This is a genomic window from Chelativorans xinjiangensis (assembly GCF_009812055.1).
GTDB lineage: Bacteria > Pseudomonadota > Alphaproteobacteria > Rhizobiales > Rhizobiaceae > Chelativorans > Chelativorans xinjiangense.
Genome location: NZ_WQNH01000025.1, coordinates 1 through 14,728 on the forward strand (window position 1 = coordinate 1; position 14,728 = coordinate 14,728).

At 60.8% G+C, this 14,728-nt stretch carries 11 protein-coding genes and 2 pseudogenes; 9 read left to right on the top strand and 4 right to left on the bottom strand.

Going from position 1 to position 14,728, the window contains the following annotated elements:
• Positions 1 to 58: 58 nt before the first annotated feature.
• Both GM910_RS15620 and GM910_RS15625 read right to left on the bottom strand, forming a co-directional pair.
• Positions 59 to 304: a hypothetical protein gene (locus GM910_RS15620; protein ID WP_201285514.1), complete on the bottom strand. Its 246-nt coding sequence runs from the start codon at positions 302 to 304 to the stop codon at positions 59 to 61.
• 383 nt (positions 305 to 687) lie between these two features.
• The gene (locus tag GM910_RS15625; protein ID WP_159588820.1) at positions 688 to 2,154 is read right to left on the bottom strand and encodes an aminotransferase class V-fold PLP-dependent enzyme; all 1,467 of its coding nucleotides are present in this window, start codon (positions 2,152 to 2,154) and stop codon (positions 688 to 690) included.
• 121 nt (positions 2,155 to 2,275) lie between these two features.
• Between GM910_RS15625 and GM910_RS15630 the strand changes: the two genes are divergently transcribed.
• Positions 2,276 to 2,740 carry an Lrp/AsnC family transcriptional regulator gene (locus tag GM910_RS15630; RefSeq protein ID WP_159588822.1) on the top strand — a complete coding sequence of 155 codons (465 nt, stop codon included), beginning with the start codon at positions 2,276 to 2,278 and terminating at the stop codon, positions 2,738 to 2,740.
• 463 nt (positions 2,741 to 3,203) lie between these two features.
• Positions 3,204 to 3,509: a hypothetical protein gene (locus tag GM910_RS15635; protein ID WP_159588824.1), complete on the top strand. Its 306-nt coding sequence runs from the start codon at positions 3,204 to 3,206 to the stop codon at positions 3,507 to 3,509.
• Here GM910_RS15635 and GM910_RS27840 read toward each other — a convergent pair.
• Positions 3,504 to 3,773: a carbamoyltransferase C-terminal domain-containing protein gene (locus tag GM910_RS27840; RefSeq protein ID WP_159588826.1), complete on the bottom strand. Its 270-nt coding sequence runs from the start codon at positions 3,771 to 3,773 to the stop codon at positions 3,504 to 3,506. The genes GM910_RS15635 and GM910_RS27840 overlap by 6 nt on opposite strands.
• 221 nt (positions 3,774 to 3,994) lie before the next feature.
• Between GM910_RS27840 and GM910_RS15645 the strand changes: the two are divergent.
• From GM910_RS15645 to GM910_RS15665, 5 genes and pseudogenes are all read left to right on the top strand, one after another.
• Positions 3,995 to 5,096: pseudogene (locus GM910_RS15645) on the top strand (IS110 family RNA-guided transposase).
• A 359-nt stretch (positions 5,097 to 5,455) separates the two neighbouring features.
• A pseudogene (locus GM910_RS15650) lies at positions 5,456 to 6,616 on the top strand (IS3 family transposase).
• Positions 6,617 to 7,015: 399 nt separating this feature from the next.
• The gene (locus tag GM910_RS15655; protein ID WP_159588828.1) at positions 7,016 to 9,841 is read left to right on the top strand and encodes an AMP-binding protein; all 2,826 of its coding nucleotides are present in this window, start codon (positions 7,016 to 7,018) and stop codon (positions 9,839 to 9,841) included.
• Positions 9,842 to 9,994: 153 nt separating this feature from the next.
• Entirely contained in the window at positions 9,995 to 10,168 is a 174-nt protein-coding gene (locus tag GM910_RS15660; protein ID WP_159588830.1) for a hypothetical protein, read from the top strand.
• 229 nt (positions 10,169 to 10,397) lie between these two features.
• Entirely contained in the window at positions 10,398 to 11,753 is a 1,356-nt protein-coding gene (locus GM910_RS15665; RefSeq protein WP_159588832.1) for an MFS transporter, read from the top strand.
• A 1,316-nt stretch (positions 11,754 to 13,069) separates the two neighbouring features.
• On the opposite strand, the gene GM910_RS15670 is transcribed toward GM910_RS15665, so the two are convergent.
• Positions 13,070 to 13,594: a BCAM0308 family protein gene (locus tag GM910_RS15670; RefSeq protein ID WP_159588834.1), complete on the bottom strand. Its 525-nt coding sequence runs from the start codon at positions 13,592 to 13,594 to the stop codon at positions 13,070 to 13,072.
• 239 nt (positions 13,595 to 13,833) lie between these two features.
• Here GM910_RS15670 and GM910_RS15675 point away from each other — a divergent pair, with 239 nt between their 5' ends.
• Together GM910_RS15675 and GM910_RS15680 are read left to right on the top strand one after the other, a co-directional pair.
• Positions 13,834 to 14,274 carry a DUF2267 domain-containing protein gene (locus GM910_RS15675; RefSeq protein ID WP_159588836.1) on the top strand — a complete coding sequence of 147 codons (441 nt, stop codon included), beginning with the start codon at positions 13,834 to 13,836 and terminating at the stop codon, positions 14,272 to 14,274.
• A 38-nt stretch (positions 14,275 to 14,312) separates the two neighbouring features.
• The gene (locus GM910_RS15680) at positions 14,313 to 14,672 is read left to right on the top strand and encodes an SPW repeat protein (protein WP_159588838.1); all 360 of its coding nucleotides are present in this window, start codon (positions 14,313 to 14,315) and stop codon (positions 14,670 to 14,672) included.
• The last annotated feature ends 56 nt before the right edge of the window (positions 14,673 to 14,728 follow it).

Consider the following 14,728-nt stretch of genomic DNA (forward strand, 5'->3'; position numbering starts at 1 on the left):
AGGCATCGTGTCCTCCATCGAATCTTTGCAAATCCGACGGAATCACAACCTACTGATATCACTCCATTCTTTTCAGGTCAGGCTCTGAGAGATAGAGGGAACCGGGATCTTCCAGTTCCGCATAAGGCCGCAAGACCGGGTCGTGTTCTTCGCTCCCGGTTTCCTCCACTGACATGGCAAATGCGTAGGCCATGCCGACGATCTCGCCACGGCACACGGAGACGAGGCAGTTCTCGTAGGAAAACGCTGTAGCGGTGCGGGCGTAGCGGGCCGCGCCGACCTCCTCCAGCGACACGTCAGGCATGTCCATCCGGCTCCAGATGTTGGCAGCAAGCCCATCCGAGGAGATGAGGAACAAACGGGCGATTTCGCCCGCCTCCTCCTGCCGCGCCCGAGGCAGCGCACGAGCCGCTCGGCAAACATCTTGCCAATAGTCTGCGCACTGGGGTGTTCTGCTCGTACAAGCCCGAGCGGTCGGTCAACTGGCGCTTTGCATCATAACTTCGCTCAAGTGCCACAGCGAAGACGTATCAATGCAGGCGGTCGCCTTCAACGATCGATGAGAGGGCAGCAAACCACCTGAGTAGACGCACATGGTCAGCGGGCGAAGGTCTGAAGCTTGGTGGAAAGTTGCACTTCCTGGGGCAGGAATCGGCTTACCCAACCATGCGGCCCATCGGCACATGATCAGGCCGCCTCTGCGATCGGCTTGAACCGCGCGGTCTTTGGGTCGGCGTGATAAAGGTCTGCCATGGGGTAAGGGTCGCTGGCCAGTTCATCGACGGCAGCGATGATCAAGTCTGCCTTATCGTCGTCGAGCAGCGCACTGAAGTTGAGCCGTGTCCAGCCGGGCTTTTCCAGTTCCTGCCCGTTCAGGATCGCGGCGCGCAATTCGGCCGAGCGCTCCGGCCCGATCCCCAGGAGCCGGTGCGCATAGGGACCGGCGCAGGCGCAGCCGCCGCGCGCCTGGATGCCGTAGCAATCGCTCAGCATCCGGGTGAACAGTTGCTGATGGATGTGTCCGCCCGTTCTCGGATCGCGCACGCGGAAGGAGAAGATCGGCAGGCGCGGCCCGCGGTCGATGCCCAGAAGCTCCAGATTCGGATTGTCCCGCCAGACGGCGAGCGCGCGGGCGTTCAGTTCGTCATGCCTGCGGTCCATGAAGTCCTGTCCGATCGCCTCCTTGACAAGAAAGGCGAGCGCCGCGCGAATATCGCCGATCACATTGGGCGTTCCCGCCTCTTCCCGCGTCGCGAGGTCCCCGGAATAGTCGTGAGCGGTGGGTGAGACGAAGCGCACCGTGCCGCCGCCGGGGGCCACCGGGTCGTGGCGCGTCACAGCATCGCGCCGCAGGATCATCACGCCCGAGCCACCCGGGCCGCCCGGGAATTTGTGCGTGGAGAGCACCACCGCGTCTTTGGCGCAATCGGTGCCGCTACGCATGTCGATCTTCAGATAGGGTGCGCCGCCCGCGAAGTCCCAGACGGACCGCACGCCATGGCGGCGCAAGAGTGCCGTCACGGCATCGGTATCGGCGAGGATCCCCGTAACATTGGAGGCCGCCGAAAAGGCGCCGATCCGAAGGTCCCGGTCTGCGGTCGCAGCCAGCCTATCCTGCAGATGCGCCAGGTCGGGACCGCCCGTCCGGGCTTCTTCGATCTCGATGACCTCGGCGCCGCTTTCGCGCCAAGGCAGGATATTGGAATGGTGTTCGTAGGGCCCGATGAACACGACCGGACGTGCGCCGCGCCGCACCACATCGGGGAGCCCGAAGAGATGCACGAGCCGGTTCAGCCCGGCGGTTGCCCCCGCGCCGGTGAAGACGACGGCATGGTCTTCGGTCGCGCCGGTGAGCCTGGCGATGGTCTGCCGCGCCTCTCGCCGCATCCGCGTCATTGCCTCGCCGCAGAACGAGGCTTCGGTATGGCTGTTGGCGTAATAGGGCAGGACCTCCTCCATGACGAAGGTTTCAACCTGCCGCAAGGCCCGACCGGAGGCGACATAGTCGGCATAGACCAGGGGGTTGGAGCCGAACGGCCCGGCCACGTCCGTGCCTTCGCCGATCACGCCGCCACGCAGCGCGGCGACCGGGTCGGGCAACACAAGGCTGCGGGCAAATCGGGCGAGAGGCGATTGCGGTAAAGCGGATGTCATGCGGATCTTTCCTGCGCTCCCGGCGTGCGTTCTAGGATTGGAAAGATCGTATGTCGCACGCGATGACAAAAACAACATCATATTCTGTTGAAAATATCCTGATTATCGTTCAAATGACCCCATGAGTAGGCTAAAGATAGATCATATCGATCGCACGATCCTGAGGGTCCTTCAATCGGATTCCTCGCTGTCGCAGCGGGAACTGGCCGAAAAGGTCGGGCTGTCGCAAAATGCCTGCTGGCGCCGGCTGAAAGCCATTCAGGAGAAGGGGCTGATAGAGGGCCACACCATCCGTCTCGACCCAGCCAAAGTGGGGCTGGGGCTGACCGTGTTCGTCATGGTGCGCACCCGGCACCATTCCCGCGAATGGTTGGAGACGTTCCGCCGCACCGTCACGACCATTCCCAACATAATCGATTTTTACCGGATCGCGGGTGACTACGATTACATGCTCAAGGTAATGGCCGAAGACATGAACGCCTTCGACCGCATCTATCAAATGATCATCGAAAAGGTCGAGCTCGACACAGTGACCTCCTACATCACGATGGAGGCCATCGCCGATCAGCGCAACCTGCCGCTGTGATCCGCCCCGCGCGCGGTGATCTGCCGAGGTCATCCTGCGACAGTCCGGGGTGAGCCAAATTCCGGAGGCAGTTCGGCGCTACCATGGTCGCCCACCAGAAGCGCCGGAAAGCGGCCTCCGGGATTGAAAAGTTCCACCGCTTCGTCAGTTGCATAGGACGCGCTGATGATCCTCATCGAGCAGGACGAGATCGTGGTGAACTACCGCGATCTTTCCGTCACATGATCACAGAGCCTGCCGGAGATTCGGAACGACATCGCCCCCAACGCACATGAGGTCAGTGCTAGCCCTCCCTGATGATCTATGCGTGACAAGCGATGAATTGCAGGCGTGCCTCCGCAGCGGTTTAACATCCGAATCACGCTCGCCTCACATTCGATCCACCCCACCCGTGTTCAGTGCACGGCACCGGTTAAGCCAGCAATGCTGGCCACTGGTCTCACTGCCGACATGGAGATGGGAAATGATGCTTTCAATCAAAGAGCTTGTAGCGGCCTCAGTATTGAGCACAGCTGGCATATTCGCCACATTTGCCGCGACCGCCACTGAACCCAAGCTGGCAGAACCGGTTCCCGCCAGCATCCTGCGGGAGGTAGTGCTGCCCGGATCGGGGTTCAGGGTCATGGTGGATACCTTTACCATCGGTCCAAAGGCCGATTCTGCTCAGCAGGCCCTCTTGAAAGGGATAACGGCATGGCTTTCCGCCGAGTTCGGCCTGCCCGAAACCGACGAATTGCCCGCCGTCACATATGCTTCCGCGCGCCTATGAAAGGCCTGCGGTTCCGGGAGGTGCCGTCCGACCGCCGGAACGACGAGCAACACAACATCGTCGCCATTTACGACGACGAGGCGAGGACGATCTATCTGCCCGATGGATGGACGGGCCGAAGCGCCGCCGACCTGTCGGTGCTGGTGCGTGAAATTCCGGATTGTCTTCCTCGGTCAGTGTCTGCAATCGACCGGTTCCATCGACGTGCGTGACCGCAGGTATTGCTTCTGCACAACTCTGCCTAATGCGCACCGCGCGGAGCATGAAGGGCTAAGAGGATCCGTCTCGCCAAACTCAAACCAGTCAGGAGCCAAGGTCGCTGGAATTGCTGGTGCTGACCTGCCACGGGCAATTTCCTCCAGTTTGGATTAGACGTTATGACCGTGGTGTGAGAAGCGGCCCGCCCCTTAGTCTTTGCGGCTGTAAAGCAAACGGGGGTTGCTCGGGCGTGCCGAGCCGCGCCCCAAGCAAAGTAAGGACGGGCCATGAAGGAAGATAACGTTCTTTTCGTCGGTGTCGATGTGTCGAAGGCCAAGCATGCGATTGCGATCGCCGAGGGCGGGCGTGATGGCGAGGTGCGCTATTTCGGCGAGATCGAGACGACGCCGGCGGCGGTGGAGCGGTTCGTGCGCAAGCTGGAGAAGAGGCATGCTCGCCTGTATTTCTGCTATGAGGCTGGCCCGACCGGCTATGGGCTGTATCGCCAGATCGTCGATCTCGGCCATCGCTGCGATGTCGTCGCGCCGTCACTGATCCCCAAGCGCGCGGGCGAGCGCGTCAAGACGAACCGGCTCGACGCTGTCAGCCTGGCGCGGTTGTTGCGGGCTGGCGAGCTGAAGGGGATCTGGGTTCCTGACGCGGTGCATGAAGCAGTGCGCGATCTGGTGCGGGTTCGGTGCGCGGCGAGCGAGGATCTGCGCAAGAAGCGCCAGCAGCTGCTGTCCTTCCTGCTGCGCCATGGCCGGGTCTTTGCCGGCCGCAAGAATTGGAGCCGGGCGCATGCGCGCTGGCTGGCGGCGCAGAAGTTCGAGCACCCGGCGCAGCAGATCGTGTTCCAGGACCTTGTCGACGTGATCACCGATTCGCAGGAGCGGTTGGATGCGCAACTGGAAGAACTGGTGCCGAGCTGGTCGATGGCGCCGGTGGTGGCCGCCTACCAGGCGCTGCGAGGCGTCTCCTTCCTCGTCCGTCACCTTCCTCAGCGAAGTCGGCGACGTGCGCCGCTTCGACACTCCGCGGCAGCTGATGGCCTTTCTCGGTCTGGTGCCTTCGGAGCGCTCGACCGGTGACGCGGTCAAGCGTGGCGGCCTAACGCTGGCCGGCAACCAACGTGCCCGCCGCGTCCTGGTGGAGGGGGCCTGGGCCTATCGCTACCCGGCGAGGGTCACGGAGACCATTCGCGTGCGCTTGGAGGGCCTGCCAAAGCCGGTGCGGGACGTTGCCTGGAAGGCGCAGACGCGACTGTGCGCGCGGTACCGTCTCCTGACGGCGGGCGGCAAGAAGGCGCCCATCGTCGTTGCGGCGATCGCCCGTGAGATGGCAGCCTTCCTGTGGGCCATCGGTCACCAGGTCGAACCGGTACGCTGACGATGCGGTCGCGGCTTCATCGGCGGTCAGGTTCCCGGCAAGCGTCTGCCCGGCGGATCATGCCGGGCAGCACGGAGACGGGATGTGGCCACGGTGGGGAATTCCCGTGGACTCTATGTGGCTGGGCATTGTCCCAACGCCCGATCTTTAGACGAGGATAGCCCAAGACGAGTTACGGAAGTGCGGTAGCCAACCCGCGGATAAGAGTGTGATCGACCGTCGTCTCAAGGCCCATCCCGTCCCCGTGCTGCCCCCATCAACGGCAACAACCTGTGGTAAAGACATGGGGCGAAAAAGGTCATCTATCATTCTTGACCACGGTCATAAGAGAGTCCGGCCCTCGTTTGAAGGACGGACAGATGAAGAGAAAGCGGTTTTCAGAAGAGCAGATCATTGCGGTGCTGCGCGAGCACGAGGCGGGCGCGAAGGCAGGAGATCTGGCGCGCAAGCATGGGATCAGCGAGGCGACGCTGTATAACTGGAAGGCGAAGTATGGCGGGATGGACGTGTCCGACGCCAAGCGCCTGAAGGCTCTGGAAGACGAGAATGATGCTCGAAGCCTCTGCTCTTCGAGAGCTTCTTGCAAAAAAATGGTAGGGCGCCCGCTGCAAAACGCGACGCCGTCGCGCATCTGAGGTCCGCCATGGGCCTGTCGGAGCGGCGGGCCTGTCTGATCGTCGGAGCCGATCGCAAGACGATCCGCTATCGCTCTTGCCGTCCGCCGGAGGCGGAGTTGCGCGGGCGGTTGCGTGAGCTTGCCAATGAACGTCGGCGCTTCGGCTATCGGCGGTTGTTCATCCTGCTCCGACGTGAGGGCGAGCCATCGGGGATCAATCGCATCTATCGGCTCTATCGCGAGGAAGGTTTGGCGGTCCGCAAGCGGCGGGCCCGGCGACGCGCCGTGGGCACACGCGCCCCGATCCTGGTCGAAGCGCGGCCCATGCCCGCTGGTCGCTGGATTTCGTCCGCGATCAGTTCGCCTGCGGGCGGCGCTTCCGCGTGCTCAACATTGTCGACGACGTCACGCGTGAGTGCTTGGGAGCCATCGTCGATACCTCGATCTCCGGCCGACGTGTCGCGCGTGAACTGACCGATCTGATCGGCCGCCGCGGCAAGCCGGGCATGATCGTCTCTGACCATGGCACCGAGTTCACCTCAAACGCGATCCTCGCCTGGTCGAAGGATCATCGGGTGGAATGGCACTCCATCGCTCCCGGCAAGCCGATGCAAAACGGCTATGTCGATCCTTCAACGGCCGCATGCGCGATGAGCTCTTGAACGAAAGCCTGTTCTTTGGCCTCGATCATGCCCGCAGCGCCATTGCTGATTGGGTGAAGGATTTCAACACAGCGAGGCCTCACTCCTCGCTCAGTTATCGGACCACGGCGGCCTACGCCGAGATCCTCGCCGCAACCGGCTCCAGCGCTGCGCAAGTCGAAGGCTCCGCGCCTCCGCCGGTTGCTCACCCCGCGCCCCATGGCGTAACAGAAACGGCTGAAGCTCTAATCGCCGCTGGATGAAAGTTCAGTGGCAGGTCAAGCAGCGACTGGAACGCCGCCGCGCGGCGATGCCAAGGCCACAGGATACTGGCCTTTATAGCCAACAAGCCTTTGGGCAAGCTTCCTGCCTGAACGGCGACGTCGCCTAGCATGTGGCGATCTGGAATCGACCTGTTCATGACACAGCAACCTTTAGAGCTTCATTGTGCGGCAATGCAGTGCCAACGGTTTGATCGAAATCAACAATGGCGAAATATTGCCCGTCGTTGCGGTTGAATTTGCCTACTGGCGCAAGCTCGCCCGTTTTCGGTACCGAGCGGACGCATTCTTGGCCTCGGTGGCGCGTTGACACACATCAAGGCCTAAATAGCCGCGGCCGTTAGCATTGCGGCATAAAAGAAGCAACAATGGTTGCCATGCATGAGCGATGACGCAAAATCGCGCGAGCGTGACTTGATTGCAGTTGTTCGCGAACTTGTGCGTGAGCTTCATCCGCAACGTGCAAACGCGATTGAAATTCGGCCCAAGAGCAGGATCGAAAGAGACCTCGGCATCGACAGCCTCGGCAGGACCGAGCTGATTTTGCGGATCGAGCGTGCCTTCCGCGTGCAACTGCCGGTTCAGATCGTCGGAGAGGCCGATACGGTCAGCGATCTGATCGACGCGCTGGAGCAGGCTGGCCCAAGGCGGGTTGCGACGCGCATGCTTGCCGCCGCCGCCCTGCCACTTGTCCCGGCCGCCAGCGAGGCTACGACGCTCGTCGAAGTTCTCGATTGGCATGTGTCACGCCACCCAGATCGCCTGCATCTGACGATCCTGCAGGACGACGCAACAATACTGGGTGCGATGACCTATGCAGAACTGGCGAAATCAGCTCACATCGTTGCTGGGGGCCTGATCGGGCGCGATGTCCAGCCAGGTGATCGGGTCGCCTTGATGCTGCCCACCAGCCTTGAGTTTTTCTCAGCTTTTTTCGGCATTCTTTATGCGGGAGCAATACCGGTGCCGATCTATCCGCCGATGCGGCTGACCCAGATTGAGGATCACCTGCGCCGCCAAGCGGGTATCCTCCGCAATGCCGGCGCTCGCATACTCGTCACCATGCCGGAGGGAAAGGCTGCGGCAGCTCTGCTGCGAGCGCAACTGGAAACCTTGGACAGCGTCGAGAGCGTCGCAAGCCTCGGCACCGAACCTGCAGTCATGCAGTTGCCGCCGCGCGGCGATCTACATTCGACAGCCTTGATTCAATATACATCAGGCAGCACCGGAGACCCTAAAGGCGTGGTGCTCAGCCACGCCAACCTGCTTGCCAATATCCGCGCAATGGGCTCCGTGATGGAGGCGAGTTCGGCTGATGTGTTTGTCAGCTGGCTGCCACTCTACCACGACATGGGCCTGATCGGCGCTTGGCTTGGATGCCTTCATTATGCCGCTCCACTTTACGCGATGTCGCCGCTGAGTTTTCTCGTGCGGCCGGGGAGTTGGCTGTGGGCCATCCACCGGTTTCGCGCCACATTTTCCGCTTCTCCGAACTTCGGATTTGAATTGTGTCTCAACAAGATCGAGGACACTGATCTCAAAGGGTTAGATCTCAGCTCGCTACGGATGGTCGCCAATGGGGCAGAACCGGTCAGCGTCCAAACACTGCGCCGGTTCATCGAAAGATTTGGACGTTACGGCTTCAAACCAAATGCGATGGCGCCCGTCTACGGCCTCGCCGAAAACTCAGTGGGGCTAGCCTTTCCCCCACTAGGCCGCCCGCCGATCATCGATCGCGTGGATCGCAGCGCACTGGCCAGCAATGGGATCGCTGCGCCCGCCGATCCAGGCGATACGAAGCCGCTCGAAATCGTCGCCTGCGGCCAGCCGCTGCCAGGACATGAAATCCGCATCGTCGATGCGGCCGGCTACGAGGTTGGCGAACGCCGAGAGGGCAGACTCGAATTCCGCGGACTATCGGCGACATCGGGCTACTTCCGGAACGATGCGAAGACACGCGAGCTCCTTCGCGATGGCTGGCTCGATAGCGCGGACAGAGCCTACATGGCGAAGGGGGACATTTACATCACAGGCCGGGTCAAGGACATCATCATCCGCGCGGGACGTCACATCTACCCTCAACAGATCGAAGAAGCCGTCGCAGACATCCCCGGCGTGCGCAAAGGGGGCGTCGCGGTGTTCGGCGTTCCCGATCAAGCCTCTGGAACGGAGCGTGTCATCGTCGTGGCGGAAACACGCGAGATCGATCCAGCCGTTAAGGCGACACTGCAGGCGCGCGCTCATGAGGTAGTGACAGATATCGCCGGAACACCTCCCGACGACATCGTTCTCGCGCCGCCGAGGACCGTGCCGAAGACGTCGAGTGGGAAGATACGTCGCAGCGCGGCGAAGGAGCTTTACGAGAGTGGCAAAATGGGAACACGGCAGCGTACACTCTGGTGGCAGGTCTTTCGACTATCGCTTTCGGGGGTGGTCCCTCAAATGAGGCGCTTGCGCCGGCTCGCCGCCGACGTTGTCTACGCCGGATGGTGGTGGATGGTCGTGGCGTGCAGCTTCCTGCTGGCGTGGCTGGCTGTGATGGTTCTGCCGCGAAGCGACTGGCGCTGGGTTGCTGTGAGGACAATCGCCCGGGCCGCACTTGCCGCCGCCGGCGTGACCGTCACGGTGTACGGCATCGACCATATCCCACGGCAGAACGCAATGCTCGTGTTCAACCACTCAAGCTACATGGACGCATTGGTCCTGTCAGCGGTTCTCCCAGGCAAACCAGCTTTCGTTGCCAAGAAAGAACTGGCCGGACAGTTTTTCGCCGGACCGTTCTTGCGTCGACTGGGCACATTGTTCGTCGAGCGGTACGATGTTGCTGGCAGCCTCTCCGACGCCGAGGCGTTGATCGCCGTCGCCCGGCAAGGGCGCATTCTAGTTTTTTTCCCTGAAGGCACGTTCACACGCAGACCAGGGCTCTCGGCCTTTTATCTTGGGGCCTTCAAGATTGCGGCTGAAACAAACTTGCCGGTGCTGCCCGGCACCATCCATGGAACGCGATCCATGCTGCGCGGCGATCAATGGTTTCCAAGGTGGACCCCGGTCACCGTCGAGATCGGCTCGCCGGTCACGGCGCCGGGAACCGATTTCGCGTCAGTTTTGCTTCTCCGGGACACGGCACGCAAAGAAATGCTCGCCCGCTGTGGAGAGCCTGACCTGGGCGAGATGGTAAAACCGACACTGCCTGAAGCGGAAGTTTGAAGATTCCGCAGCAATGCTCCTTCCACCGATTTCCGCCACCGTGCCTCAACCATTCGCACTCGGAGAGTTGATCTGAATCATGGTTGGAGCGGGAGGGAAGATTTTTACTGAAACAGTTATCGAAGGCAGGGAGGAGAGAGCGCGGAGGCTGCAATGAACCGGCAGCGTTGGCAGGATTGGGCGATCGTTATCGTCGGGATTTGGGTGCTTGGCTTCGCAAATATCACGGCGCTGACAGCGAACGCCGTCCTCGCGGGCATCATTCTCGTAGTTCTTTCTTTATCGGTGCTCTTGGCCGCAGTCAATCGACTGCGGCTGTTGACATGAGGGTTCGGTCTTCCAGGGTGACTGTGCGACACGATGCCAAGGCCGCATTGGGACGTCGACTGCCACGCCGCAATCGAGATGCAAGGCGCGCTTGCAACTCCCATCTCATTGGACATGGGGGATATAATCGGAAGTTTGTCGTCGATTGGGTCCTTGGCTCGTGCGAGAGTGCAATTTTGTGGGCACCCAAGCTGACATCGAGACCTCCACCAGCCAATGGTGGGCTCCGATGACCTCCATAGAGGGCCCGGACGACGTATCGCGCGACCAGAAAGTGGCGCTTGGACGTTGGTCGTGGGCTCTGTACGACTGGGCCAATTCGCCGTTCACGACGTTGATCATCACGTTTGTCTTTCCCGCATATCTTCAGACGGCTCTGGTGGCAGATCCAGTCGCGGGCCAAACCGTCTGGGGCTATGTGATCTCCGGCAGCGGCCTTGTCATCGCCGTGTTCGCTCCTTTGCTTGGAGCGATCGCCGATGCAAGTGGCAGACGCAAGCCCTGGATCTTCGTTTTCACCTCGATATGCGTGTTCGGCACGGCGCTTCTGTGGTTCGCTGAGCCGTCTCCGGCTTGGCTCGCCTTCAGCCTCGCCTGCATCGTTATCGCCAACATCGGCTTCGAGTTCGGCATTGTGTTCAACAATGCTATGTTGCCCGATATCGTACCGGAGGAGCGTCTCGGTCGCTTGTCGGGCTGGGCGTGGGGACTAGGCTATGCCGGTGGCCTCGTCGCGCTCGGCGTAGCACTGGTGATCTTCATCGGGCCGGAGCAACCGCCATTTGGCCTGGACCGGGACTCGGCGGAGCATGTGCGGATCGTCGGGCCGCTGGTCGCGCTCTGGCTCGCAATCTTCTCGCTTCCGCTGTTTCTTTTCACGCCGGATCGCCCGTCGTCTGGAAGGGGAATCGGGCAGATGCTGCGGTTCGGGCTTCGCGAGACGCGTCAAACCTTTGCCGAGCTTGGCAAGAACCAGCCTATCGCTTTGTTCCTGCTGGCACACATGATTTATGCGGACGGGCTGGTCGCGCTCTTTGCCCTTGGTGGAGTCTATGCTGCAGGCGCGTTCGGCCTTAGCCTTGCAGAGGTCATCACGTTCGGCATCGCGCTCAACGTGGCCGCCGGAGCGGGAGCGCTCGCATTTGCCTGGGTTGACGACTGGCTCGGCTCGAAACCCACAATTATCATTGCGCTGATCGGGTTGATTGCGGCTTCAATTACTGCTGTGGCTGCAACAACCCTAGTCTGGTTCTGGATTGCGGGCATCGGCATCGGCCTTTTCGTGGGACCGGCGCAGGCGGCAAGCCGCTCACTCATGGCTCGTCTTGCGCCTAGCGAGAGGCGCGCCGCCTATTTCGGCCTGTTTGCCCTGTCGGGGAAGGCGACAGCTTTTCTGGGGCCTGCCATCGTTGCATTTGCCACCTCTGCGAGCGACAGCCAGCGGATAGGACTTGCCACGATCATTGGTTTCTTCGCGATCGGGCTACTCCTGATTTTGCCGGTCAGTGAGCCGCGGAAGCTAGAGCATGATCCCGAAAAGTGGATACCGGTTTTCGGAAAAGATCATGCTGAAACAAAGGGATAGATCGGGATGGCGATTCAACGAAGCGTCATCGTGATCTAAGCTGTTGAAGCTGAGGCGCATGTGACTTTGCTCCTCAGGCGAGGCAATGCGGGTCTCATCCTGCTTGTCGCGCGGCAGATCCCGGTCGCACCGCCTGAAACGATCGCCGTGCTAAGGCGGAAGCCAATGAAGTGATCTGCCTCGAGCAGTCCGCGTTGGTCCAGGCGATTGGTTTCCACTACTTGAATTTCAGACAGTGGAGCGACGAGGACGCGACCACCCATCTAGAGGCGGCAGAGCAAGCCGGCGGCTTGGGAAGACGCGGCAGGAAGCAGCCAAATAGCGCCCTCGCGTGCAAATTTTCTTGATGCCGTTGATCTGAATCAATGAGGATATCCGGCCGGCTGTTAGTTTTGCTAATGTTATGCGGAGACAAGTTGGCTAAGGCCATGCGGCAAGGCATCCAAGCGGATGAGGAGCCAAAGAGCTGATGAACCGATGTGCCAATGAAACATGACAGACGGGCTCGCCGCGTTGTCCGAGCGACCTCGAAGGAAACTTTGAGGCTTGTAGGATACACGTTGCGGGCCCGACCGATTCTTCGGTGAGTTGGTGCAGAACGTTACCCGATGCCCCCAGTTCGTAAATCGCTGCGCAAGAACGCGGCGAGGCCGTTTTGTCCCGGAGGGAAGTTGACCTGAAGGCCGGGAAGCTGATCTCACCATTCTGCCGGCGTGATCTGCGAGATCCGAACATTGTTGTGTTGTTATCAATGGTTTCCGAGGCGCTTGGAGATGAGTTTTGAAATTGCCGCGACGGTCGTGCCAAAGGACCCAGATTTCAGAGCGCTGATAAAAGCACGAGATGCGGTGGCGCCGCCATGTTAACTCGCTCCGGGGCAACCCGATCTTGCGGAATTGGCAACGCCCGAACAGCCATCAGGAGCACCTTGGGCTTCGAGGGCAAGGTGGCATGCGGGTGCAAACCATTTTGATCTGGGCAAGGGGCCTCCTCACATTCGGCTGGGACGGCCTGTCACTCTGTGCCATAGCTGTTGCACGTTCTCTCCCACCGCCAGATTGAACCACGCCAGATCGTCGGACGATGCGTTCACAACGATAAGGGAGGTTGTAGGGCCCTCGTGGACCTCAGGATCGCTGCCGCTTCTCCTGCCCTATATGACGAGGCGACATACCACACCGAGGGCATGAGCTGGACCGCCTCGCCGAGCGTGGCGACGAGGCGCCGAAAATCGGTGTTCGGCTCGGCATTGGCAGAAAAGCAGCAAATGATCAGATTGTCCGCCAGAGAAGATCTCCATCAATCTCGCGATATTTCTACACACCTGCCTCTTCGCGCGACCAGCTGACTTGTAGGGAGTAGGGCTCCGCCTCGTAACGGTAGACAAGCCTTCCATGGAAGGCGCGGTGGACAGTCTCGGCGATGCGGCGCGGCAGATGGATGTCCGTCGTCGTGATCTCGATCATGCTCTCGTCCTTGCGGATGCCCATGATCCGGTTCATGGGATGCTCCCGGTTCTCCAGCTCCTCCTGATGCCGTGCGAGGCGAAGGATTTCGTCTTGATGCTGTATCGCGAAGGGCCCGGTGAGGGTGAGGACGCCAGCGGGATAGCCGTCCTCGATCCGCCGGCATGCGGGGCAAATTTCGTGCCCGGTATCGGTCGGCGTGGATATCCATTGCCATCGCCCGTCCTTGAAGGCGGCGCCGCACTTAGGACAGACGGCAGGACCACGCGGCTTCTGCTGCCGTTGGTAGGGATCATCGACACGATCTTCCTGCGCACGGCCGGCGATCCGTCTGCCGGATGGATGGGTGGTCTTGGCTCTCTCCGTAGGCTTCATCGTCTACCCTCCCGGCGGTCTCCGCGCCACATGTGATCATAACAGCATGACAGTGGAACGGGACCCTCTGCGTTGACGGAGGTCAATACAGCGAAGGTTTCCGCATCGGCCCTCGCGGCGTTGATATGCATCAATGAAGGTTCGGGATGCGTCGGCTAGTTTGGTCGATAAGACAGACGGCATGGTTCGATACTCCCGGTGTTCGGTAGGTCGGACCTCTGGAGCAAACAGAGTTGACCATGACGAGCGGACATCCCACCTTCGATCACACCGTGCAGGAGGCCAACATTTGGCTCAAGGCTGTTGCCGAGCAGCTTCACTTCGAGGAGCGACGCTACGCTTACAGCGCGCTGAGGGCCACGTTGCACGCGCTGCGTGACCGGCTTACACCTGAAAGCGCGGTGCATTTTGGCGCCCAACTGCCGATGGTCGTGCGCGGACTCTACTACGAGGGCTGGCGGATTGCCGGAAAGCCGAGGGAAGACCACACGGTCAACGAGTTCTGCGACCATGTCGCAAGCGAGTTGCCGCCGAAATTTCCAATGGACGCCCTCACAGTCGCGCGCGGCGTCTTCGCGGTCATCTTCAAGGAACTCGATCCGGGCGAGACGGCAAAGATCATCGATCAGTGGCCGGTGTCGCTCAGAAGCTTGTGGCCGGAGATCGCGCGCCGCAGCTAGGTGGGCGAAATGCCTGAGCGATCGTAATGGAGGTCAAAATGAACGAACAACGTTGGCAGGACTGGATTACGACCCTGATTGGATTCTACGTGTTTCTTTCGCCCTGGGTCATCCCGTACTTCTTTCCCGATTCTGCGGTCACGGGAATGGCGGCGTGGAGCCATTACGTCGTCGGCGCGGCAATTGTCATCATGGGCATTGTGGCGCTGGCCTCGGACCAGTTGTGGGAAGAATGGGTGGAGGTCTTCCTGGGCGTATGGCTCGTCATTGCGCCCTGGGCCCTGGGCTTTGCAGAAATGACGCCGTTTGTCTGGAATTCTGTCATCATCGGCGTCATCCTGATGGCTCTGTCTGCAAGCACGCTTTTCACCGGCTTCAACGCCAAGAGTATCACCTGATCGTGTCGGAACGGGCTCGAGAAGCGAGACGTTCCGGCTTCTCGCCGTAATGGAAT

Excerpts from the sequence above, each read along its gene's own strand:
- GM910_RS15680 (WP_159588838.1), top strand. The coding sequence starts at position 14,313 with ATGAACGAACAACGTTGGCAGGACTGGATTACGACCCTGATTGGATTC.
- GM910_RS15675 (WP_159588836.1), top strand. The coding sequence starts at position 13,834 with ATGACGAGCGGACATCCCACCTTCGATCACACCGTGCAGGAGGCCAAC.
- GM910_RS15660 (WP_159588830.1), top strand. The coding sequence starts at position 9,995 with ATGAACCGGCAGCGTTGGCAGGATTGGGCGATCGTTATCGTCGGGATT.
- GM910_RS15635 (WP_159588824.1), top strand. The coding sequence starts at position 3,204 with ATGATGCTTTCAATCAAAGAGCTTGTAGCGGCCTCAGTATTGAGCACA.
- GM910_RS15670 (WP_159588834.1), bottom strand. The coding sequence starts at position 13,594 with ATGAAGCCTACGGAGAGAGCCAAGACCACCCATCCATCCGGCAGACGG.
- GM910_RS15620 (WP_201285514.1), bottom strand. The coding sequence starts at position 304 with ATGCCTGACGTGTCGCTGGAGGAGGTCGGCGCGGCCCGCTACGCCCGC.
- GM910_RS15625 (WP_159588820.1), bottom strand. The coding sequence starts at position 2,154 with ATGACATCCGCTTTACCGCAATCGCCTCTCGCCCGATTTGCCCGCAGC.
- GM910_RS15665 (WP_159588832.1), top strand. The coding sequence starts at position 10,398 with ATGACCTCCATAGAGGGCCCGGACGACGTATCGCGCGACCAGAAAGTG.
- GM910_RS15630 (WP_159588822.1), top strand. The coding sequence starts at position 2,276 with ATGAGTAGGCTAAAGATAGATCATATCGATCGCACGATCCTGAGGGTC.
- GM910_RS15655 (WP_159588828.1), top strand. The coding sequence starts at position 7,016 with ATGAGCGATGACGCAAAATCGCGCGAGCGTGACTTGATTGCAGTTGTT.
- GM910_RS27840 (WP_159588826.1), bottom strand. The coding sequence starts at position 3,773 with ATGCTCCGCGCGGTGCGCATTAGGCAGAGTTGTGCAGAAGCAATACCT.